Annotated in this window: 23 protein-coding genes; all 23 read right to left on the bottom strand. The window is 33.5% G+C overall.

Going from position 1 to position 22,149, the window contains the following annotated elements; genetic code table 11:
- Positions 1-16: 16 nt before the first annotated feature.
- On the bottom strand, positions 17-940 hold the full coding sequence (locus J0N78_RS10010; RefSeq protein WP_209122914.1) for an SP_1767 family glycosyltransferase: 924 nt from the start codon (positions 938-940) through the stop codon (positions 17-19).
- Positions 941-970: 30 nt separating this feature from the next.
- Positions 971-2,158 (bottom strand): glycoside hydrolase family 88 protein, encoded by a 1,188-nt coding sequence (locus J0N78_RS10005; RefSeq protein WP_209122913.1) that lies wholly within the window; start codon positions 2,156-2,158, stop codon positions 971-973.
- 15 nt (positions 2,159-2,173) lie between these two features.
- Positions 2,174-3,361, bottom strand: coding sequence for a glycosyltransferase (locus J0N78_RS10000; protein WP_209122912.1), 1,188 nt, complete (start codon positions 3,359-3,361; stop codon positions 2,174-2,176).
- A 5-nt stretch (positions 3,362-3,366) separates the two neighbouring features.
- Positions 3,367-4,560 (bottom strand): glycosyltransferase, encoded by a 1,194-nt coding sequence (locus tag J0N78_RS09995; RefSeq protein ID WP_209122911.1) that lies wholly within the window; start codon positions 4,558-4,560, stop codon positions 3,367-3,369.
- A gap of 12 nt (positions 4,561-4,572) precedes the next feature.
- Positions 4,573-5,733 (bottom strand): polysaccharide pyruvyl transferase family protein, encoded by a 1,161-nt coding sequence (locus tag J0N78_RS09990; protein WP_209122910.1) that lies wholly within the window; start codon positions 5,731-5,733, stop codon positions 4,573-4,575.
- Between the two features lie 12 nt (positions 5,734-5,745).
- The gene (locus J0N78_RS09985) at positions 5,746-6,771 is read right to left on the bottom strand and encodes a glycosyltransferase (RefSeq protein ID WP_209122909.1); all 1,026 of its coding nucleotides are present in this window, start codon (positions 6,769-6,771) and stop codon (positions 5,746-5,748) included.
- Between the two features lie 12 nt (positions 6,772-6,783).
- A complete protein-coding gene (locus J0N78_RS09980) occupies positions 6,784-8,013 on the bottom strand; it encodes a glycosyltransferase (protein WP_209122908.1) in 1,230 nt (409 codons plus the stop codon).
- Positions 8,014-8,022: 9 nt separating this feature from the next.
- Positions 8,023-8,766, bottom strand: coding sequence for a glycosyltransferase family 32 protein (locus tag J0N78_RS09975; protein ID WP_209122907.1), 744 nt, complete (start codon positions 8,764-8,766; stop codon positions 8,023-8,025).
- A gap of 11 nt (positions 8,767-8,777) precedes the next feature.
- Complete coding sequence (locus J0N78_RS09970; protein WP_209123034.1) at positions 8,778-9,947, bottom strand: DegT/DnrJ/EryC1/StrS family aminotransferase; 1,170 nt, start codon at positions 9,945-9,947, stop codon at positions 8,778-8,780.
- A 7-nt stretch (positions 9,948-9,954) separates the two neighbouring features.
- Entirely contained in the window at positions 9,955-10,599 is a 645-nt protein-coding gene (locus tag J0N78_RS09965) for an acetyltransferase (RefSeq protein ID WP_209122906.1), read from the bottom strand.
- Entirely contained in the window at positions 10,596-11,210 is a 615-nt protein-coding gene (locus tag J0N78_RS09960; RefSeq protein ID WP_209122905.1) for a sugar transferase, read from the bottom strand. The genes J0N78_RS09965 and J0N78_RS09960 overlap by 4 nt, the downstream gene beginning before the upstream one ends.
- A 46-nt stretch (positions 11,211-11,256) precedes the next feature.
- Positions 11,257-11,409, bottom strand: a complete 153-nt coding sequence (locus J0N78_RS26670) for a YwzD family small protein (RefSeq protein WP_483860598.1) — start codon at positions 11,407-11,409, stop codon at positions 11,257-11,259.
- Between the two features lie 25 nt (positions 11,410-11,434).
- A complete protein-coding gene (locus J0N78_RS09955) occupies positions 11,435-12,502 on the bottom strand; it encodes an EpsG family protein (protein WP_209122904.1) in 1,068 nt (355 codons plus the stop codon).
- A 42-nt stretch (positions 12,503-12,544) separates the two neighbouring features.
- Positions 12,545-13,447, bottom strand: coding sequence for a glycosyltransferase family 2 protein (locus J0N78_RS09950; RefSeq protein WP_209122903.1), 903 nt, complete (start codon positions 13,445-13,447; stop codon positions 12,545-12,547).
- Between the two features lie 4 nt (positions 13,448-13,451).
- Positions 13,452-14,564 carry a glycosyltransferase family protein gene (locus J0N78_RS09945; RefSeq protein ID WP_209122902.1) on the bottom strand — a complete coding sequence of 371 codons (1,113 nt, stop codon included), beginning with the start codon at positions 14,562-14,564 and terminating at the stop codon, positions 13,452-13,454.
- Between the two features lie 36 nt (positions 14,565-14,600).
- Positions 14,601-15,704: a glycosyltransferase family 1 protein gene (locus J0N78_RS09940; protein ID WP_209122901.1), complete on the bottom strand. Its 1,104-nt coding sequence runs from the start codon at positions 15,702-15,704 to the stop codon at positions 14,601-14,603.
- A gap of 36 nt (positions 15,705-15,740) precedes the next feature.
- Positions 15,741-16,904 (bottom strand): glycosyltransferase family 4 protein, encoded by a 1,164-nt coding sequence (locus J0N78_RS09935; protein ID WP_209122900.1) that lies wholly within the window; start codon positions 16,902-16,904, stop codon positions 15,741-15,743.
- 27 nt (positions 16,905-16,931) lie between these two features.
- Positions 16,932-17,810: a UTP--glucose-1-phosphate uridylyltransferase GalU gene (gene galU / locus J0N78_RS09930; RefSeq protein WP_209122899.1), complete on the bottom strand. Its 879-nt coding sequence runs from the start codon at positions 17,808-17,810 to the stop codon at positions 16,932-16,934.
- Between the two features lie 15 nt (positions 17,811-17,825).
- Positions 17,826-19,652 (bottom strand): polysaccharide biosynthesis protein, encoded by a 1,827-nt coding sequence (locus J0N78_RS09925; RefSeq protein ID WP_209122898.1) that lies wholly within the window; start codon positions 19,650-19,652, stop codon positions 17,826-17,828.
- A gap of 23 nt (positions 19,653-19,675) precedes the next feature.
- The gene (locus J0N78_RS09920; protein ID WP_209123043.1) at positions 19,676-19,819 is read right to left on the bottom strand and encodes a hypothetical protein; all 144 of its coding nucleotides are present in this window, start codon (positions 19,817-19,819) and stop codon (positions 19,676-19,678) included.
- 270 nt (positions 19,820-20,089) lie between these two features.
- On the bottom strand, positions 20,090-20,749 hold the full coding sequence (locus tag J0N78_RS09915; protein WP_247747231.1) for a CpsD/CapB family tyrosine-protein kinase: 660 nt from the start codon (positions 20,747-20,749) through the stop codon (positions 20,090-20,092).
- A complete protein-coding gene (locus J0N78_RS09910; RefSeq protein WP_209122896.1) occupies positions 20,736-21,437 on the bottom strand; it encodes a YveK family protein in 702 nt (233 codons plus the stop codon). Before J0N78_RS09910 ends, J0N78_RS09915 begins: the two co-directional genes overlap by 14 nt.
- A gap of 198 nt (positions 21,438-21,635) precedes the next feature.
- The gene (locus tag J0N78_RS09905; protein WP_209122895.1) at positions 21,636-22,007 is read right to left on the bottom strand and encodes a helix-turn-helix domain-containing protein; all 372 of its coding nucleotides are present in this window, start codon (positions 22,005-22,007) and stop codon (positions 21,636-21,638) included.
- Between the last annotated feature and the right edge of the window lie 142 nt (positions 22,008-22,149).

The raw sequence follows: 22,149 nt of genomic DNA, 5'->3' as shown, positions 1-22,149 counted from the left end.
CTCCTTTAGATAATATTTAAATTACAACTTTTATTTCACTAAGATATTTTTCGTCTTTTAACTCCCCAACGTCTTTTCCAGCACCTGCTTCACAGACATATTTATTTTCTATTTGAACTTTCGTTTTTGCCCCTCTTAAAAACCATTCATATTCTATATCAACATGTCCGATATCAATAGATTGATAACCTTCCTTATACAAATCATATGCAAGTACAGTAGCTGTTGGACCTGCTGCTAAAAGTATTACCTTGTTCTTATCACATTTTTTAGCTTCTTTTAAGATCTCATCATAAAAATTGAAAGCATTCTCTTCAGGAACTAAAATTCTTTCAATTGAGCTAACGTTATCGAATAAATCATTACCGATGCCTAATCTACTTTTTTTCCCTTCAATAATAACTATGTCACGATTACTCCAAATTTGTTTTAGCTTTGAGATCCATTCACTACAGCGAGATTTATCTTCAAAGGTATAATAAAATCTAGATAGAAATGAATTATAATACGTCATCTTTTTATTAATATGTTTGTACCATTGTAATCTGAATTTAGCTATATGCAGCCTCCAGTATGCTTTTGGTTCTTCAGAATATATGTTTAAATCTCCAAAGACATCCGGTAGACAAACCATCAACTGATCTTCTTGACAATTTAATATTTCCTTAAGTCGTTTAGACAAAAGCTTATTCGATACCTGGAATGTAATACTTTTATTTTCAATTAGTTTGAACTCACCGTCACCATATCTACATACAGATGCTTTATTTGCTATTATATTGTCTATACTTTCGTCTATATTTTTTATCTTAGGTGCTTTTACTATTGATCTTAAGATAAAATCCTTTAAAATTTTCAAATTGTTATTTATTACTATTTTTATATCGTTTCCTTTGTTCCAAAGATAAACTAATATACTCTTTAAACGCAACGTCTCCATACTAAACACCTCCTTGAAAATAAATAATTTTTAATACTCTTCCCTTTTATAGGAATTAAGTAACCTAATACAAAAACCCTGAGTAAACGGAAGTATATTAAATAGTATCGAATAAACTCCAATATCTTTTGTATCTCCTTGTGAAAAGTCCACTGCACCATTTCTTCTTGTAACACTCATTAAATAACTAATAGATTTTTTGATACTATTTAGACATTCATCTGAAATGCTTTCAATTTTGGCTGCATTAAGTAGAAACCAACTTAGAGTTGCTGTCGCTGAAGAATCAGGACGACTTTCATTTCGAGTTACTGTCCAGTTCCAACTACCATTTTCTTGCTGAAAATTCATAGCTGCTTTAGCAAACTTCTTAACACTCTCTTCTAGAATGGCCTTATAATAATGATCTTGTGGCAATTCAACCCATGCATCAATAAGTCCAATTGCATACCAACCAAGGCCTCTTCCCCAACCATATAAACCAAGTGGAGCTTTATTCTCCACTTTATAGGCATGGCAGGGAATAAAATGATCATTTAACATACCCCAATGTTCATATTCTTTTATTTGCTTTACAGCCAAGTTAATACATTCATCTTTTTGATATTTCAAACCATAAGCCACTAAAAAAGGACATACGAAACCTATCGTGTCTACATATCTGTAGCCCATCATAGATTTCCTATATCCTACTAATCCATCTTCACCCATATGTTCTTTAATCATGTTCCACGTGTAATCAAAAGCTTTTTTATATTGACCTGTTTCAATATGATTTAGCTTTAAAACAGCATAAGCGAGAATAGCCCCATCTACATGCTCTGGTTTTTGAATCCATTGGCCTGATTGATCAAACTTACGATTTAGAAATTTATTAATCTCTTTCTTTAAGTCAGCATCATCTTTCGCTTTTAAATTTTCACTTAAGCCGAGTAATAATGCAGCTTCCTGCCAATGCTGAATTGCATCCTTCGTATAATTTCCTCTTAACATATCAATAAAGACTAGCCTTGTATTATCAGTTACTTTTATTTTTGGTATCCGATTTAACCATTGTGTACCACGACTAACTATTGCTTCATTCCAAGATTCCTTACTAGTAAATCTACCAATATGAATTCTTCCTAACCAATCCTTAAAGAGTGGTAAGATATCAATTATAATAATAATGATAATTCCACTAAGTATCGTAAATAAGCTTATTAGTAATAACGTCATTTAAAAAGTACCTCTCTAGCCCGCATTAATAAAATGATATAGTTTCACAATCTCATTTTCGGTACCCAGCTTTTCCTTTGATAAATTTCTTATTAGTTTACTTTTTAATGTTTCATCATCAATTATTCTTTGTATTCCTTTTGCAATTGCTTCACCATTCATCTCCACGATTAAACCATTTTCCTCGTGATTAATTTGATCTTTAGCTGTAGGGAAATTAGTAGTTATGATTGGCTTTTGAAGTATTTTTGCTTCATCTATTGCTATTGACTTCCCTTCAGATCTCGAAGGTTGCACATAAATATCAGCAACTCTTAAATAAGGATAGGGATTTTCTTTCGTACCTATAATTACAAAGGTATCATCTAGTTTTTTTTCTATAACCATTTTTTCTAACTTTTTCCTTTGCCCACCATCACCTATAATAGTCCATCTAAAATTATATCCATACTGTTTCAAGGCTTTGCATGCTTCAACTGCCAAATCAAATCCTTTAACATATTCTACCCTACCAATAGACACTATGTTAATTTGATTTTGGTCGAGATCTATAGCCTCTAATGACATTTTATTTATAATGTTTGGAGAAATTATATTGTGCATTACAGAAACTTTATTTTTGCTCGTAGGGAAGTTACGTTTTAAGATGTTAGCACATTCTTGAGATACTGTAATGATTCTATCTAGCTTATCAAAATATTTTTGGTCCAGGTTAAAGTCAACTCCAAGCTTTTCATAGTCAGTATGAATAAACGCAAATTTTTTCTTAGCCTTTACTTTGTCTATACAAAAGTAAACTGGGTTCTTTTCTAAAAAGCCAACTGCCACATCATACACTTTATCTAATGGCCTAATATTTCTCCTGAGATATTTCCATACACGTTGTTCACACCTTGCTGGGTTTTTCTCAGTTTTAAAAATATACCCTGCTTGCATACGTGATAATGTTAAAACAAATTTACCCATTTTTACACTTTCCAAAGTTGCTTTTTTAAATGACATATCAAAATATTTGAAATACATAGGTTCATTTAAAAGATTTACTTGTGAAGGAACTTTTGTTAAAAATAACCCTTCATGTTTAAAAAGATACAAATCAACATTATATTTGGAATAATCGATTGTTTCTAAGAGTGAGATAAGTGCTTTTTCAGCCCCGCCACATGTTAGATTATTCATAACAAATAAGATATTTTTCTTCAATTACCTCACCTCGCAAACAATTCATATAATTTATTGATTTCTGCCTCAGTACCCAGTTTTTCATTTGCTAGATTAGTAGTTAACTTTTTTCTTAAATCTTTATCAATTATTAGATTTTCTATTCCATCGGCTATTGCAGAAGGATCCATTTCTACTATTAATCCATTTTTACCATGTTGAATTTGATCTTTAGCCGTACTAAAATTTGTAACTAATATAGGCTTTTGGAGAATTTTTGCTTCATCAATGGCTATTGACTTCCCTTCAAAATTAGAAGTTTGAGCATAAACTTCAGCATTCTTGATATAAGGGTAAGGATTCGATTTAAGTCCTATTAAGTGGAAGTGGTCTTTTAAGTTATACTCATTTATTAAAGTCATTAACTTTTGACGTTCTTCTCCCTCACCAATTATTCGCCACTGTATATTATAACCTTTATCTACCATGATCTTACATGCTTTAATAGCTCTATCAAAGCCCTTTTGATAATGAAGCCTACCAATTGAAAGGATATTAACTTCATTATTTTTTTGGGGGTTATCCACTTTTTCCATTTTAGCCATTTTAGTTATCGTAGTCGGTGAAACGATATTATAAATAACCTGAACCTTTTCTCCTTCACTAGGAAATCTTTCTTTTAATATATTGGAACACTCTTCAGATACCGTGATAATATTATCTAGTTTTTTAAAATACGGCAAATCATATTGGGGATCCATGCCTAATTTATCATAGTCAATGTGAACCCAACCAATTTTTTTATTAGCTTCCACTTTATCTACACAAAAATAAGTTGACGTTTTTTCTAAAAAGCCGATTGCTATATCGTATTTTTTCTCCAGCTTTTCTAAAGATTGGGCCATGTATTTCCAACTGTACTGTTCATTAATAGATGTACTTTTTGAACTTCTGTTCATTTTAGTGTACGTAATTCGACTTAACACTAAATTAAACTTTCTCTTCATAATAAATTTGGCAATTGACTTATGGAGAGGCAAAGTGAAATCTGTGTAGGTGTCTGGTAAAGATAATACATTTACTTCACTAGGTAAATATTCCATAAATATTCCGTTATGGTTGAATAAAAATAAATCAATATTGAAACGGTTATAATCAATTTGTGATAATAAATTAACTAAACTTTTTTCCCCACCACCAGCAGACAAGCTGGGCATTACAAATAGTATATTTTCTTTCATGGAACACCTCAGCTATTTAACCAATTCTTTTAAATCTTCTACTGCTTTATAGGACATTCTCTTGATATTTGGGATATTAGATTTGAGAATTTGTTTTATTTCTTGTTCCTCATTAACCAATTCCTCAAAGTTATCAATTAATTTTTTACTATTTGATATTTCTTCAAGATTAAGCACTAATTTTTCCTCACCAAAAATATCTTTAGCAATGCCTTTAGACTTCACGCTATAACCTAAAACCATCGTTGGAATGTAATTGGAATAGGCTGCAATTGTTGCATGAGTTCTAGCTCCAATGAAAAATCGCATTCTAGCAATAAATCCTTTATATTGAATAGCATTTAAATGAGGTGGTAATAAAATCACTCTACGTGTATCACTAAATTCTTTAAAATATTGCTGAAGAACGGTAAAATCATTATTACCGTCTTGAATGACATGTGGAGTTAAAGCAATGGTGCTATTAGTCGTTTTTAAAATATGTTCAATGAGGTCTCTAACTGCGTCTTTGGATTGTTGATTTTTATTTAAAACTAGCGGACTAAAATTCAATCCAATCGTATTACCTTCCTGCCATCCTTCTGGCAATGGTAGTTCTTCCTTTTCCATTGTAAAAGCAGGATCAGCACATAACTTTACATTATTAAGCCCTTTATTTTTAAGCATATTATAAGTTAGTGTTTCACGAGCTAATATTAAATCAAATAATTTTAGATCCTCTAATTTTCTCTCAGACATATCCTCTTCACCAATTGAACATCCCCATAAAACTAATTTCTTCCCTTGACTCTTTACTCGTTTATTGATTTCATACCATCCAGGTTGTTCACCATAACAATAGTTATCTCCACCAATTGATAAACAAATATCCATTTCTTTTATATGTTTGATAATATTGTCATGAATTTTTCCTAAGGCATAACTTTCATCTTTTAAAAGTTTTACTCTTAATGAAGAAATGAACCATGAAGATGAATATCTTTTTAAAGTCCTACTGGATCCATTGTATATTCCATCAAGTGTCGAAATAATTTTGTCTGAATCTGGATTATCAGAAGCTAAAAACATATTCACGCCTTCTAGTTTTTCTTTAATAAGGGAAGTGGTAGATCTAACTATAGCTTCACAGCCCCTATTTAAACTACCCGAGTGAGCAAACATCATAATTTTCATATCGAGCCCCCGTTAATTTCGTAATTTACTATATGTAGTTGCACAGTATAAACTAAAAGTAGATCTCCTTTTTACCATATCTAATAAGAACTTTTCATACCTACCTAAATTATTAAATTCCTTTGAATAAATAGTTAGTGCCTCTCGAACTTTTTCATGATGAATCATTGTTTTTACAAAGTTGTACCGTTCTTTATAACTGAGCTGTTCGGTTGCTGTAAAGTAAATATATATATATGATAGAACACTATTTATAAACTTTATTGCTTTTAACTCTTGAATTTTTTTTTCACCTAATGTATTAGCTAATCTGCTTGGTAACTGACTTTCATATACTTCAACTGCTCTATCAAAATAATTAAATTTTGCTAGATTTTTTGTTGCACTTCCACTCACTTCTCTATAATGGTATCCAGTATAGCTAATATATACTAAACTTGAAGCAATACTAAAAAAAAGCATGTTAAACATTCCATCCTCCCCAAGAGCCACTTTTTCTGGAAATTTTATTTTATTATCAATAACCCTTTGATTTAAATAGATTTTATTGCATACTGTATTCATGTTTTCAGACTTAATTAAATAAGCTAATAACTCTTTAACAATAAAATTTCGATTGAGTATTTGATTTTGGGGAAATGGATAAGTTGTTATAACTTTCTGCCCTTTAATTTCGCTTTCAAAATTTGTAATTACTACATCACATTTACATGTTATTGCTGCAGTGTACATTTGTTCATACATATCACTTTCAATGTAGTCATCTGCATCGACAAAACCGATATATTCTCCAGACGCTATTTCAATGCCTGTATTTCTTGCGATGCTTACCCCTTGATTTTTTTGATTTATTAATCTAATTCTTGGATCCTTCTTTTTATACTTTTCAATAATCTGCTGACTATCATCAATTGATCCGTCATTAATAAAAATAAATTCACATTGTTGGAGTGTTTGCTTTAAAAGTGATTCAATACAGTGTGAGAGATATTGTTCAGCATTATAAACGGGTATTATTACACTTACTTTTATATCCATAATAAATCCCCCTTACACCGTTTCTGAAATGAGATATTGATTTTTTTCACCTTCAATTTTCCCATATAATTTTTTTAATTCATTCCTATTACTATAATTAGCCTTTTCACAGTAATTTGCCATCGATTTTCTCAAGTTAAAATTGTTATAAACTTCTTCTACTCCATCCACAATTCCCTCAATGGATAAATCTGTAATATAACCATCTATTCTATCACTAACTTGACTTTTTGCAGTAGGATAATCAGTAATTATTATTGACTTACCTAATATTTTGGCTTCAGTAACTGTAACAGCTTTTCCTTCATACCTTGAAGGTTGAACATATAGATCACACTTTGCCATATATGGATACGGGTTGATCTTTTTACCCAATAAAATAAAACTATCCTTTAATTTGTGAGTTTGTATTAATTCCTCTAATTTATGTTCTTCACCACCATACCCAACCACATACCATTTTATATTCGTATAGCCTTTATCATGTAATATTCTTAAAGCTTTAATTGCGTTATCAAAAGCTTTTTGATAACAGAGTCTACCAACTGAAACAATATTAAAATAGTCACTAGTAAATTCAACATCATTGATTTCTTCTTTTGCCATTCTCTTTACAAATGTGGGTGATGTAATATTTTCTATTAGTAATATTTTTTCACCAAAGTATGGGTATTTGCTTAAAAATGCTTTTGTACAATCTTCTGATATAGAAACAATATGATCAAATTTACCCCAAATGTGTCTATCTACTTTTGGATCAGTATCCACTGTGGAATAATCGGTATGGATCCAGGCAAATTTCTTTTTAGCTCTAACTTTTTCTCCAACAAAATCATGTGGCCATAAATAACTTATTGCAACATCATACTCTTTTTCTAGTTGAGGAAGAAATGGCAACGCATATTTCCACATCAATTGCATCTGATAGTATCCAGGTTCAGCTATATTTTTTACTCTTCTTAATATTTCTGTGTTTATTTTTGAAAGTAGTCTAGCAGTACCAATCGTAAACTGTTTTTCTTTCATAATTTCACTAATTGATTTTCGAAACGTTGCATATTGTGGTATTTCCGGTAAAAGGTTTACTTGATCTGGTATTAAATTCAAAAAGTCACCTTGGTGACGATATAACATAAGATCTACTTGATAATTATCGTAATCAAAGTTTTCGAGCATGCTGATTAAACTTCTTTCAACACCGCCTACTTCCATGTCAAAGGAGGCAATCAAAATCTTTTTCATAAGAACCTCCTACGTTTTCGAAACTAATTTTCTAAGCCTTGCTATATTATTACCACCAATTAATTTAGCTGCTGTTACTTTTAAGTTCCCTTTCACCCTTACTTGCCAAGGCAGCCAACTCTTGTAAAAGTGATGCATAGCATAAGTTTCTTCAGTAACTAATTTCCTACAGTTAATATAATCATAAGGAGAAAAATATGTTTGAGGGTAAAAAGCTCCTAACCCTACCAACTCTTGAAATTCTCCATTTTGAATTATTCCTCTGCTTTTTAAGATTTCGGTTATGATAGCAACATTTGTTAATTGATTAAAGTTACCATCATCTCGAATGAAGCTCTTCTTTTCATATGAATCTAGAAATATTTTAATCAGTTCATTTCCTTTCACAGCTCCTATGGTACTCGTTGCGATAAAGTTTTCTTGCTCAAAGCCCCAAAAGGAATCCTGATGTAATAGCTCATCAAATGGTTTAAAAACTTCAACATCAGTATCTAAATAAATCCCGCCAAAGTGGTATAAGACATAAACTCTGACATAATCACTGACAAAAGCAAACTTTTTTGCTTGGTAGGCCTCTTTAACATAGGAGTTACAACTTAAATTAAAATTATTCTCGTTCCATTCTATAATTTCATAGCCTTGTAAGTTTCTCTCCCAGCTTTCCAAGCATTTCTTAACGATCTCAGGTTTTTCTTTACCACCAAACCAACAATAATGGATTACTTTTGGTATTTTACTCAATGCTGTATTCATATTTATCACCTTTAAAACATGTTACTTTCTGTTTTAACTGTTAATTTCAAGGTGTTTTTTATACATTCGATCACCCTCATTTGGTCTGACTGTGTTAAATTTGAACCAGATGGTAAACAAATCCCAGTATAAAACAACTTCTCTGATACAATATTACCTTCATGGTGAGGGTAATATTGGGATCCTTCAAAAAGTGGCTGCATATGAAGCGGCTTCCATACAGGGCGTGCTTCAATATTTTCATCCGCCATATTTTGTAGTACTGATTGCACTGAAACACCTAATACTCTTTCATCAATCGTTAATGCCGTAAGCCAACGATTCGATCTTGTCCTCTGAAGTTCTGGCATAAAATGTATTCCTGGAATATCGGCTAACTCCTCGTAATACCTGTTAAATATAGCTCTTCTTGTATTAACTCTATCTTCTAATACTTCTAATTGTCCTCGCCCAATTCCAGCTAAAATATTACTAAGTCGATAATTGTATCCACGAATGCTATGCTGATAGTGTTGTGCTTGATCTCTTGCTTGTGTTGCTAGAAATCGCGCTTTCTTTGCAGCCACTTCATTATTAGTTACCAGCATTCCACCTCCTGATGTTGTAATAATTTTGTTGCCGTTGAAGGAAAAAACGCCAAACTCACCAAAGGTTCCACTCAGTTGACCTTTATAGTTCGCCCCCAATGACTCCGCTGCATCCTCAATGATCGGAACTCCATACTCATGACATAAGGCCACAATCTCATCCATTTTGGCACTTTGACCATACAAATTCACAACGATGACGGCTTTCGGAAGCTTTCCTTCAATTACTGCATCTTGTAATGCTCTTTTTAAAGCGTCAGGCGACATATTCCATGTATCTGGCTCTGAGTCAATAAATACGGGTTCCGCTTCTTGATAAAGGATCGGGTTCGCACTTGCTACAAAGGTTAAGCTGGAGCAAAATACTTTATCTCCTTTTTCTACTCCTAATAAAATAAGAGCCAAATGAATGGCTGCAGTACCTGAACTTAAGGCGACAGCTTCATTGACTCCTACATAATTCGCTATTTCTTTTTCAAACGCATCGACATTTGGTCCTAGTGGGGCAATCCAGTTCGTTTCAAATGCTTCCATTATATATTTCTTTTCTCCCCCACTCATATGAGGTGGGGAAAGATATATTCTTTTTTTCATATGATCCTTATACAATTTTTACCCCCTCTTTCATTTTGATTTGAGCAGGAGTCCCAACGGCGGTACAGCGAGGTGGGATATCATGAATAACTGTTGCCCCTGCACCGATAATAGACCATTGACCGACTTTTTTGTTTGGTATAACCGTTGCACCTGCTCCAATGTGCACACCTTCTTCAATTTCTACCGTACCTGTAATTGCTGCTTTAGGAGAGATATGAACAAAATTTCCTATCCGATTATCATGTTCTACAACAGAATTGGTATTAATAATAACGTGATTGCCAATTAATGTTCCTGCATTTATTACCGCATTTGCCATTACAACAGTTCCATACCCTATTTCAACACTCGGACTTATTACTGCCGTTGGATGAATTAATGTAGCATAATAGTGTCTGGAAAAGTTAAATTGTTGAATTACAGCTTTTCTCACTTTATTATTTCCAATCGCAATGACAAATTTGGCATCATTAAAGTATTCAATAATTTTAGGTGCTAACGAAAGCGGGCCCGTATATATATTTTTTGTAATCTCTAAATCATCGTATTTGTCATCTAAATAACCGATCACTTCATACCCGTCGTTTTTGTGGATAATATCTTGGATGACTTTACTATGACCTCCTTGCCCTACGATGACTATTTTCATTTTACTCCCTCTTTCATCGCATAGTTTGAACCTCTAAATCGTTCGATCGTAACATTTCCTTGTTGATTGATTCCTTCCGATTTTATTACCTTGTATACCGTTAACAACAAAATTTTCAAATCTAGAAAAAAAGATTGGTGATTAACATACCAAACATCTAACTCGAACTTCTCTTCCCAAGTAATTGCATTACGGCCATTAACTTGTGCCCACCCTGTAATTCCTGGTTTCACATTGTGACGAGAAATTTGTTGTTCTGAATATAATGGTACATATTCCATTAATAATGGTCTCGGGCCTACTAAACTAATATCGCCTTTTAACACATTAATCAGTTGAGGCAATTCATCTAAACTATATTTTCTTAGACACTTCCCAAAAGGAGTTAACCTCTGATGATCGGATAGTAACTGTCCATTCTGGTCCTTTTCATCTGTCATCGTTCGAAATTTATAAAGATAAAAAGGCTTACTATATAACCCTGGACGCTGTTGTTTAAATAGAATAGGTGTTCCTAATTTTTTCTTTACTAGTAAAGAAATAATAGTAATAATTGGAGATAAAATAATTAGTATTATTGATGCAATTAATACATCAAATAGTCGTTTCATAATGATCACCTCCACTTCTATTTACTTTATTAATTTAAAGTGTAGTTTATACTGAAGAATTTATTGAAATAATAATCTGCTTTTTAATCTCTTCTATTAGTTCAATCACATTTACATTGTTATCTTCCAGTCCTTTATCATAATTGTTAATTAAAATGTCTTTTAATTGCTTTTCTGATAACTTTTCTGAAATGTTCATTTTCGCAACCTAACCTTTTATTTTTTTAAAGATTAAAATAATTACTTCTGTAGTACATATTTAAAGCAATGACATGTTCATAAAAAAAGTAAACAAAATAACAAACTAGAATTCCATAATAGATTAGCTTTTGGTCTTTTTCTCTAAACACCTTTACAATCCAAGAGATTAAAATAAGTTGGTATAGTCCAAAGTAGATCGAAAATCGAGCAAAAATCCAGTTTTGTGTAGAAATCACCAGAAATACCAATCCTAAAATAGACATATTAACAATGACATCACTATTCGGAAATAGCTTCTTTAATTTTTCTCTACCTAAAAAGGCAATGATCACTGGTACAGCTCCTACAGCTACTCTTAGTATACTTGCTCCACCTTCTTGGAAGTTTTGATAGACTCCATATTGAGTGTCTTCAATTGCTTTAAATAATAGATCCATAAATTCATTAAAGCCTATGACTATAAAAATAGAAAAGGCTAATAAAATATAAGTCGACTTCGACCAGGCAGGACTTCTTACGACAAAATATATTGGGATAAGAATAAGTGCCGTTTGGTGAATCGTTGATGCTAAAAGAACGACAAGCATATACTTTTTCCAGTCACCATCAATAATAAATTTTGTCGCTGCAAAAACGATGGCAGCTGCTAAATATTGTCTAATACCGTTCATCGAGACCAAGAAGTAGCCTATCGTTACATATACATATAAACTTATTTCAAATAATCTGGAATAGTGATATAAAGTCATAACTATTAGCGCATTTGTTAATAAAGCAGTCACAAAAATTAAGATTTGTGGATCACTTGAAATGTGCTTTAAAAGTACTTGTAAAATCTCAAATCCAAAATCATCCTTAAAATCAATGTCTCCCCAACTATGATCATTTATTCTATATGAATGCATGTAAAAATAAGTATCACCTACATTGTTGCGAAGCCCTGATACTAGTACTAAAGTTGATAATGCAAAAAAAGCCAACAGTTTATTTGGCTTTATCTCTGTAAGTCCTATATTTGTCGGTTTTGCAAAATACCTTGATAAGAACGAAAAAAAATAAACTATAGAAAGATTAAGATAAAATACCGTCATTTAATAAACCCTTTCCATAGATAAAGCGTGTATAGATTATGCCTAACTATTTTTTAATACTGTTGACTTATTTGTATTTTGTATATATAGATAAAGTATAATACCTAATGGTGTTGCTAGTATTGTCGTTATTTTACAAGGTGATTCCAATACGAACTTATAATTTTTAACCATCAAATTACTAGATACATAATGTATAGCTTCCCTTACTTTATCTTTATAAGTTGGCGCATATTTCATTGCCACCTTTCTAAAGAAAGAAAATCCCCTAGGGTTTTTCTTGTATTGCTTAATTATATTCATACTAGAACCATCGTCCATATATTCAACATGACAAAGTACTTCATTCATTATCAGAAGCGGGTATTCTTGATCAATTAAAATATACTTATAACTTAATGGACAATACTTCTCCCCCGAGAAAAGCGGATATGGAGGTGTCTTTCTTGTAAGTTCAGAGCGGTAAACGAGTTTTTTGTCACCTTTCACTTTGTATTTTCCATGTAAATGGGTGAGAGTCGCTTCCTTTATGTGGCTTGGAAGTTTTGTTCCAATAATATCCCCATCCTGAGTAGCATCTAAGCCTATGATCCCCGCGTAATCACTACTCCCATATTGTTTCCAAAAAGAAGTAATCTTCTCTACAGCATCATCAGCCATATAATCATCTGAATCTATACATACATTAAGCTCGGTTTCAATAAGTTCATAGGCTGCATTATGTGCTCCATGCATCCCTTGATTTTCTTGATAGTGGTAATGGATTGAGACCATTCCTTCAAGGATCCATTTTTCTACTAACTCCTTTGTATGATCAGTAGACCCATCATCAATAATTAACCAGATAAACTCTTTACAAGTTTGTCTTTTTAAACTTTCATAACATAAATGCAGCGTGTGAGCACGATTAAAAGTAGGTGTAAAAACGGTTAAACTTGGTTTCATCCACTCACCCCGTTAATATTCTTTCGCAATTGAATTTTTGTACTGTAGCCAATATACTATTTAATACTAATTTATCTGGACTAACATACTCTTGGTAGTAAGTAAAATTATTATTCATCATCCTAAACCTAAATTCTTCATCAATCAACAGCAAATTTATTTTTTCCACACATTCACTCGGGGTTTTAAAAACTAAATAGTTTTCCCCTTCCTTTAGGTTTCCTGGAACTTCATAATGCAGTTCCTCGGTAACAATGGCTTTACTAGCTGCAATATACTCTGCAAATTTCCAGCCAATTGACTGATGTAACCCCATAGTAGAAATACATATAGAAGAATTTTTCACCATTTGCAAATATTTATTTCGTTTTGTAATACTATTGTCCTGAATTACTATATCTTTGTAATACCGATTGGCAAATTCACTTTGACTTATACCACCAAAAAATTTGTTTCCAAACTCTTTTTTACAAAGTCTTATACACTCAGCCCTAAAATCGTTAATATAGGAGCGTTCTTCCTTTTTTGCAGCGGAAATTCCTAGTGGATGTTTTTCATTCAAGTCCCAAAGTCTTGCCATAAAAAGAATTTTAGGATCCTTTTTATGAAGAGGTACACTTTCAAAAGATTGAACATAATATTTTATATTCGAATGTTGAGATAAAGGAAGCATTCGAATTAGTTTCTTAACTTTCTCATTGGTAGGGTCATTAGGCATTGGTACGTGTGCTATATTTCCAGGAATGGTGACCATATAATTTAATCCTAATGGGAAAACTTTATGTTCATTTTTTAGTTTAGAATTATAGAGTCTATTAAAACTTCTTTTAAAACAAATGTCATAATTTTGAAGAAGCCCATCCATAAAATCTACATAGCTATGATTTTCTGTAAGCAAATTATCGTACCCATCGTTCACATCGTATAGTACTTTTATTTGGTTATTTATTCGGACTTCCATCATGTTATAAGGAAGTTTATCAGGACTATTTTTACTTACCCTATCGATATGGAGGTCTACTATGCCTTGTTTTGACAAAAGTTTAAAACCAGCGATAATTTGATACAAATGAAGTGGAACTTCACTCAACTTTAGACTACATGTAACCTTAGACATTAGTGATCTCCTAACTTCCAATTATTTTTTCTTACACTACAACGCCAAGTAAAAACCTTGCGACCATTCGGCTGTATTTTTTATATCGTAGCCTTTCTTGGATAAATAAGTAGTCGAATTAATTCGTAGGTTGTTTTTTGTTGCTACACTTTTTATTGTAGAAATCCACTTTGACTGGTCGTCTAACGGCAAATAGTTTACTAATTCTAATCCCATATCCACTTCTTTTGTAATTACATCGGAAATGACACATGGTACTCCTGCTCCTTGTGCCTCAATTAACGTGACGGGTAACCCTTCGTGGAATGAAGGAAAAACAAATAAATCGATTGCTTGGAACAATCGATGGATATCACTGCGTATTCCTAGTAACTTGACATTACCTTCAATATTTAAATCCTTAATTTTCTTTTCAATCTCCAGTCGAAGCGGTCCATCTCCTGCTAATAGGAGAGTTGCATTTGGGATGTCATGAATCAACTTAGCAAAAGTCTCAATGAGAAATGCATGATTTTTTTGCTGATTAAACCTGCCTACGTGTCCAATCACGAAGCTAGCTTCTTCTAACTGTAATTCTTCCCTTACTTGTTTTCTTATTTCTGGTATAAATTTAAACTGGTCGCATTCGATCCCGTTCTTCAGGATCCTGACATTATTAGCTTTATCACCATACAACCATTTTCCAGCTGCGGTTGAACATGCAAAATAATGGGTTGCACTCGACAAAATGTTTCGACCTGCATACCATTTGTAAATTTTTGCAGGAAGACTACCTTCACTATTCGTATTGTGGCTATGGGCTATTCTTACTGGGATCTTATACTTTTGGGCTGCTCGCAAGACAATTCCACTCATTTTGTCCATATGTGAGTGGACGATTTTATAGTTTTTATTTGTTGAGAAGAATTGTTCTAATGCTTTAATGTAACCAAAGTGTCCAAGGTCGGTGATGTATGGTATTCGATGAATTTTTCCACCTAAAGCTTTGATTTCTTCATCAAATACCCCTTCCTTACAAGTTAAAAAATCAAACTGTACTTTTGTTCGATCGATGTTTCGAAACAAATTCATTAGTAGAGTTTCAGCACCACCACGGTTCATATTAACAACGACATGCAGTACTCTTAATGTCTTTTCCATGTACCTTCCTCCACTTTTACTTTAACTACTCTTACATTATATATGGGCATGATGATACTTACTTTTGGTTTCATTGGTTTCCTCCAGCATATAGCGTGTATAGATGTCACTTAGTTCGAGACTGAGTTGTGATAGGGAATAGGTGTTTACAAGATGTAGACTTGCTGTTCCCATTTGGTTACGGAGCGCGTCATTTTGAAAAAGTCTTAGCAGGCTTCTTGCAAATTGGCCGTAATCCTTTGGTGATACGATATAGCCGTTCACCTGATCCTGCACTAACTCGACATGACCACGGTTCCTACTAGCTACAATGGGTAAGCCACATGCCATCGCTTCCATGATGTTGACGGGAAGTCCTTCTCGAAAGCTGGAACCGACCGCGATGTCACACATCGGCAGGAGACTATCAATGTCTTTGCGAAATCCGAGAAAATCGACCATATGATCGATACCTAGTTGATGAACTAATTGCCGGCAGTTTTCTTGGAGCCCTTCTCCCGCTAGTAACAGCTTGGCGTTTGGCATATAGTCTTGTATTAATGCAAGCGAACGGATCAGTAATTGCTGATTTTTATTTTTGTTAAACTCAGCGGCATAAAATATTAAAAAGTCATCTGGATGATAGCCAAATGACTTTTTGAGTACTGTTTTCGTATTTTCATCGACTGGCATAAAACGCTTCGTATCAACACCTACCCCATGAACATGGTCAACTTGGTTTGCTTTAAACTTCCGATTGAGTGCTAGATCATAGTCTTCCTGGTTAATGGTAATCAGGCAATCCGTATATTTAGCCAGCTGTTTTTCAATCGGATAATAGACGAACCAGTTAAGAGGGGGTGCCCCTTTACAAAAATGAAAACCGTGTGCGGTATAGATCACTTTTGTTCCATGCTTTCTTGCTTTTCGTGCGGCTAAACGGGCAAGGACTCCGCCCAATGGGGTATGACAATGAATAATTTCGAATTGATTGTCATTAATTATCGACTTTAATTCGTTATAGGCTTTCACATTTTTAAGCTTAAAGGGCGATCGTTGAATTGGTATGTTATACTTTTGATCGGTAAACGGCAATTCGAGCTCGCCTTTAGCTGCAACATGAACTTCCCACCCTTGTTCTTTAAACCATTTCATATAGGGCAAGTGAAATGCTTTGAAATGGTAATCAACGGTTGCGCAAAATAGGATTTTTTTAGGCATTTTTACCACCCATTCAATTTCATTAGGTTATTTAATGAGTTCCTTTTCCATTACTTTTGATAAATATTCGAGTAAGTTATGCTTTAAATCCTCACGTTGCAGCGCAAATTCGATTGTTGTCTGAATGAAGCCCATTTTTTCACCTACATCGTATCGAATACCTTCAAAATCATAAGCGTAAACCGCTTCATATTCATTTAAACCACTAATGGCATCCGTAAGCTGAATTTCTCCACCTGTTCCTGGCTTTTGATGACCTAAGATGTCAAAGATTTTCGGACTCAGAATATAACGTCCTAAAATGGCAAGGTTTGATGGTGCCTCTTCTTGCTTTGGCTTTTCTACTAAACTACTAACATTGTAAAAGCGCTCACCAATTGGACTCGCATCGACAATCCCATATCTTGATACTTCTTCATCCTTTACATGCTGGACCCCGATAATAGAAGCATTATAGCGCTCGTATTGCTCCATCATTTGTTGTAAACAAGGCTTTTCAGCTCTGACAATGTCATCTCCTAACAGGACAGCAAATGGTTCATTTCCAATAAACTTACGAGCACACCAAATGGCGTGTCCTAGTCCTTTAGGTTCCTTTTGTCGGATATAATGAATATCAACGAGCTTCGACGATTTTTGTACTTCATTTAATAGTTCCAGTTTTCCTTTTTCCAGTAGGTTTTGCTCTAATTCAAAGGAGTGATCAAAATGATCCTCAATTGATCTTTTTCCTTTTCCTGTAACGATTATAATATCCTCAATCCCGGACTCTATTGCTTCTTCGATGATGTATTGGATCGTCGGTTTATCAACGATCGGTAACATTTCTTTTGGCATTGCTTTTGTGGCAGGAAGAAATCTTGTACCTAAACCTGCTGCTGGAATAATCGCTTTTCTAACTTTCATTTTTATGCACTCCCTTTAACTTGGAATCGTTATTAATGGTTTAAGTGAGACTTTATTATTTGCTACATTTAATAATGCCTCTCTGAGTTTTTCTTTGTCTAAATTGGAATAATGATTAATGATCTCTTCGATTTCTGTCATATACAATTGTGCGGTTTTTCCGATATATATTTTCGGATAGACTTGTTGCTCTTCTGTTTCATCCTCTTTTAATAACTCTTCAAACAACTTTTCTCCTGGCCGCATTCCACTGAATTGTATCTCTATTTCGTCTAGAGAATTCCCAGATAATTTAATTAAGTTTTTAGCTAAGTCGACGATTTTCACGGGTTCACCCATGTCGAGAATAAATATCTCTCCTCCTCTTGCTAATGCTCCCGCCTGGATGACTAGCCGTGATGCTTCAGGGATCGTCATAAAATACCGAACCATTTCTGGATGAGTTACTGTGACGGGGCCGCCTTTTTCAATTTGCTTTTTAAATAATGGAATAACACTTCCTCGACTTCCTAATACATTCCCGAATCGTACGGCCACGAACTTCGTTTTGCTTCGCTTATCCATATCTTGAATAATCATTTCTGCCAGTCGTTTGGTTGCTCCCATAACACTTGTAGGATTAACTGCTTTATCCGTAGAGATCATAACAAACGTATCAACATTATAGAGACTAGCGGCTTTTGCTACATTTCTTGTTCCAATTAGATTATTTTTTACTGCCTCTTCAGGATTTCTTTCCATTAAAGGAACGTGTTTATGAGCTGCAGCATGATACACGACATCTGGATGATATGTATTCATTACTGTCATCATTTTGTCTGCGTCTTGCAGGTCAGCGATTTCGGTGATAAATTCTATGTTTGTATGACCGTACGTCTCTTTTAGCTCTATTTCAATCGAATAAATACTGTTTTCACCATGACCTAACAGTACTAATTGTTTTGGGTTGAAGTTGGACACTTGCCGACATACTTCAGAACCGATCGATCCACCTGCTCCAGTTACTAAGACGACTTTTTCGGTTACATAACCAGAAATTTTATCAATATCCAGCTGCACTTGTTCTCTTCCTAACAAATCCTCGACTTGTACATCCCGAAATTGATTGACCGATACCTTACCAGTAACTAAATCTTCTAGCATCGGTAATATCTGGGTTTTTGCTTTTGTTTTCGCACACGCCTGGAAAATTCGATTTAATTCCTTCTTACAAAGTGATGGTATGGCGATAATAATATGTTCAATATCTAATTCTTTTACAGCTGACTCAATATGACTAGATCCACCGATAACCGAAACTCCTAATATATCCAAGTTTTGTTTTTTGATGTCATCATCAATAAATGCAACAGGCAGCAGTTCTCCGTCATTACTTTTTAAGAGCTGTCTAGCTACCATTGTGCCTGCAGAACCTGCACCAATAATGAGTGTTCTTTTTTTATTATCTTCCTTATTCATATACGTATCGCGGAACATTCTCCAAAAAAAGCGCGAGCTACCAATCAATAAGATATGAAGCATCCATGTAATGACTAGAACTCGAACGAAGGTTTCTTGAAGTATAAATTGCTGGACAAGAAATGCAGTTAATATTGAATACGATACGACTTTAAAGATAATTAATAGTTCCCCGATACTTGCATACTCCCATGCTTTTTTATATAGCTTTAAACCAATTGCAAAAAAATGATGACTAAGTAAAATGACTACTAAACTAGTAATCATCGGGAGCGTTATGAAATTGAAATCGGCACTTACTAGATAGTGACTGAAGAAAATCGCCGTTAATACAATACATGAATCAATGAAAATAAATAATGACAGCCTTTGCCGATAAGTCATAATCCCCCTCCTTTCTCTAGGTTTTAATCTAACGTTAACGTCCTTCTTTCAATCGCATATTCCACTAATTTCTTTATCTCATCGAGTTCCTCTTTCGATGCATCTTGTTTTATGTACCTAATCGCCTTTTTAATTGACTTAGGGAATTTATCAAAGTCTTTCATCATATAGCAAACACTCCTTGCTTTAGTTGGGTATTAAAAGTTCTTAAGTATACGGTCTTTGCTAGACCACATACTTAAGAACTTTTATTAAAATAAGCGGGGCATCTAACCCCTCCTCACACCATACTACCGACGACTTGCGTCTAAGGTTTGTTCAACCCACAGCATGATCGAGTACCTCCGTTGATAATGGTAAGGAGATATCACCACATCTTTTCTTTTAACGCACACTATTATTCTTAATAAAGAACGAAAAGGGTAAAAAAAATATATTTACGACCTTTCATTTATAATTACGCCTATTAGTTCAGCTTTAGCAATTTTGAGCACTTTTTTTGCCTCTATTGCCTTGTCTACCTTACTCTTTCCATGTCTTAAAACTAATATGACACTCTTACATTGGTTCGCTAAAAGCTTTGTATCCGAAACTTCTAGAACTGGCGGTGAATCTATTAGAATGACATCATACGTTTGTGATGCTGCTTCCAATAGTCGAGAAAAGACGTTCGATCCTAACAATTCTGTTGGATTATCCGGAATCGGTCCACTCGTTAAGATCTCTAGCTTTCCAATATTCGTTTCCTTTATTGCTTCTTCAAACCAGTTTCTATTTGTCAATACAGACGATAAGCCAATCGAGTTCTCAAGCTTAAAAATAGAATGTATTCTTGGATTTCTTAAGTCGGCATCTATGATAAGAACTTTTTCTTTTTGTTGTGCCATCGAAACTGCTAGATTGGCGACCGTTGTTGACTTCCCTTCTTGTAAAGATGGTGAAGTCATAAGGATCGTCTTAGTTCTTTTTTGTTCAGATGAAAACTGAATATTTGTCCGTATCGTCCGGAACTCTTCTGTTATAATCGATTCTGGATTAGAGAACGTGATTAAATTTCTTTTTTGATTTTTATTAGTTAAGCTTCTAAGTTTTTTCAAGATCAACTGTCTCACCTCGATATTCGATTTCGAGCTGCTTTTGCTTTTTCTTGTTAATATTTTTTTTGTTCATTTTTGATATCGATCCTAAAACGGTAAGCCCTACTAACTCCTCTACATCACGATCGGAATTGACTGTGTCATCTAAGGAGTTTAGTAAAAATACAAACCCTATTCCTATAATAAGCCCCATAATAAAGGCAATATAAATGGTGCGATTGCCTCGACTATTAATCGGGTGAGGGTTAACTTTAGCTTCAGATAAGTAACTGACATCATTAAAATTTACAATATTTCCAATTTCATTTTTAAAAACAGTAGCCGTTGTATTCGCTATGTCAGCTGCTAGTTTCGGATCTGTATCCACTACAGAGATCCTTACTACTTGAGAACTGTCTATACTATCTACACTAATTTGTCCCGCTAGAGCTTCTGGAGTTCTTGTTAAGTTTAACTTCTCTACTACTTTTTCCATAATAACGGTATCTCTCATAATCACTCTAAGTGTGTTCATGTAGTCTGAACTAGCTCCAACGATAATTCGACTAGAAGATTGATAAAGAAAGGTGGTATTAGATGAATTCTGCAAATAGCCAGCTAATGTAGCTATTACTGTAATGATCATAATGATCCATAGTCGTTTCTTCAAAATGATAAATATTTCTCTTAAATTAATTTCCTTTGCCATATCATCCTCCACCAAGACATGAATATTTGAATATATCAATGATGTTCTTTTTAAAGAACGACGTGACCAAAAAAAACTCCCGAATCTTTAATTTCTAAGACCCACCATTCGATTCTTAGTTAAAACAACAAATTGTTCAGTTTGGAAAATATTTATAGTGTCATTTTAGTTCTTTATAAAGAACATGTCAATAGAAAATTAATCATTATCAGAAAACTTATTCATATAGTTGTTCGATCCCGAATTCTTTGACTGATCGAGTTCTCGAATCATTTCTTTTAATTCTTCTAAGCTTATATTTTTCCGTTTCATTTCTTCTGTTAAGTAAATCAATTGATTATCATCTGTCTTTCCATCATTATGTAACCTTATATGTCCATTAAAAAAATAGGATATGTCAATTTTAAAATATTTTGAAAGACTTTCTAAAACTTCAATTGCAGGCTTGCGGTTTCCTCTTTCTATTTTTGATAAATTACTATAATTAAATTCAATTGCATCTCCTAACTCTTTTAGAGTCATGCCATGTTTCAGTCTTAAATCTTTAATTCTCTCACCAATATAATTCAATACCTTTTCACCTCAGTATTACTTAATATAATGTTTAATACTATTTTAATCATTACGTTCACTAAAAAGAACAACTTTCGTAAACAACTATATCATCAATTGTCAAAATGAACAATATGAAAACAAAATTTTTTTCTATTTA

The organism is Alkalihalobacillus sp. BA299 (assembly GCF_017745675.1).
GTDB lineage: Bacteria > Bacillota > Bacilli > Bacillales > Bacillaceae_F > Alkalihalobacterium.
This window is presented reverse-complemented; position numbering and strand designations above follow the sequence as displayed.

What these genes read in the sequence shown, in the direction of transcription:
- J0N78_RS10010 (WP_209122914.1), bottom strand. Translation starts at nt 940, where the DNA reads ATGGAGACGTTGCGTTTAAAGAGTATATTAGTTTATCTTTGGAACAAA.
- J0N78_RS10005 (WP_209122913.1), bottom strand. Translation starts at nt 2,158, where the DNA reads ATGACGTTATTACTAATAAGCTTATTTACGATACTTAGTGGAATTATC.
- J0N78_RS09995 (WP_209122911.1), bottom strand. Translation starts at nt 4,560, where the DNA reads ATGAAAGAAAATATACTATTTGTAATGCCCAGCTTGTCTGCTGGTGGT.
- J0N78_RS09990 (WP_209122910.1), bottom strand. Translation starts at nt 5,733, where the DNA reads ATGAAAATTATGATGTTTGCTCACTCGGGTAGTTTAAATAGGGGCTGT.
- J0N78_RS09985 (WP_209122909.1), bottom strand. Translation starts at nt 6,771, where the DNA reads ATGGATATAAAAGTAAGTGTAATAATACCCGTTTATAATGCTGAACAA.
- J0N78_RS09980 (WP_209122908.1), bottom strand. Translation starts at nt 8,013, where the DNA reads ATGAAAAAGATTTTGATTGCCTCCTTTGACATGGAAGTAGGCGGTGTT.
- J0N78_RS09975 (WP_209122907.1), bottom strand. Translation starts at nt 8,766, where the DNA reads ATGAATACAGCATTGAGTAAAATACCAAAAGTAATCCATTATTGTTGG.
- J0N78_RS09970 (WP_209123034.1), bottom strand. Translation starts at nt 9,947, where the DNA reads ATGAAAAAAAGAATATATCTTTCCCCACCTCATATGAGTGGGGGAGAA.
- J0N78_RS09965 (WP_209122906.1), bottom strand. Translation starts at nt 10,599, where the DNA reads ATGAAAATAGTCATCGTAGGGCAAGGAGGTCATAGTAAAGTCATCCAA.
- J0N78_RS09960 (WP_209122905.1), bottom strand. Translation starts at nt 11,210, where the DNA reads ATGAAACGACTATTTGATGTATTAATTGCATCAATAATACTAATTATT.
- J0N78_RS26670 (WP_483860598.1), bottom strand. Translation starts at nt 11,409, where the DNA reads ATGAACATTTCAGAAAAGTTATCAGAAAAGCAATTAAAAGACATTTTA.
- J0N78_RS09955 (WP_209122904.1), bottom strand. Translation starts at nt 12,502, where the DNA reads ATGACGGTATTTTATCTTAATCTTTCTATAGTTTATTTTTTTTCGTTC.
- J0N78_RS09950 (WP_209122903.1), bottom strand. Translation starts at nt 13,447, where the DNA reads ATGAAACCAAGTTTAACCGTTTTTACACCTACTTTTAATCGTGCTCAC.
- J0N78_RS09945 (WP_209122902.1), bottom strand. Translation starts at nt 14,564, where the DNA reads ATGTCTAAGGTTACATGTAGTCTAAAGTTGAGTGAAGTTCCACTTCAT.
- J0N78_RS09940 (WP_209122901.1), bottom strand. Translation starts at nt 15,704, where the DNA reads ATGGAAAAGACATTAAGAGTACTGCATGTCGTTGTTAATATGAACCGT.
- J0N78_RS09935 (WP_209122900.1), bottom strand. Translation starts at nt 16,904, where the DNA reads ATGCCTAAAAAAATCCTATTTTGCGCAACCGTTGATTACCATTTCAAA.
- galU (WP_209122899.1), bottom strand. Translation starts at nt 17,810, where the DNA reads ATGAAAGTTAGAAAAGCGATTATTCCAGCAGCAGGTTTAGGTACAAGA.
- J0N78_RS09925 (WP_209122898.1), bottom strand. Translation starts at nt 19,652, where the DNA reads ATGACTTATCGGCAAAGGCTGTCATTATTTATTTTCATTGATTCATGT.
- J0N78_RS09920 (WP_209123043.1), bottom strand. Translation starts at nt 19,819, where the DNA reads ATGATGAAAGACTTTGATAAATTCCCTAAGTCAATTAAAAAGGCGATT.
- J0N78_RS09910 (WP_209122896.1), bottom strand. Translation starts at nt 21,437, where the DNA reads ATGGCAAAGGAAATTAATTTAAGAGAAATATTTATCATTTTGAAGAAA.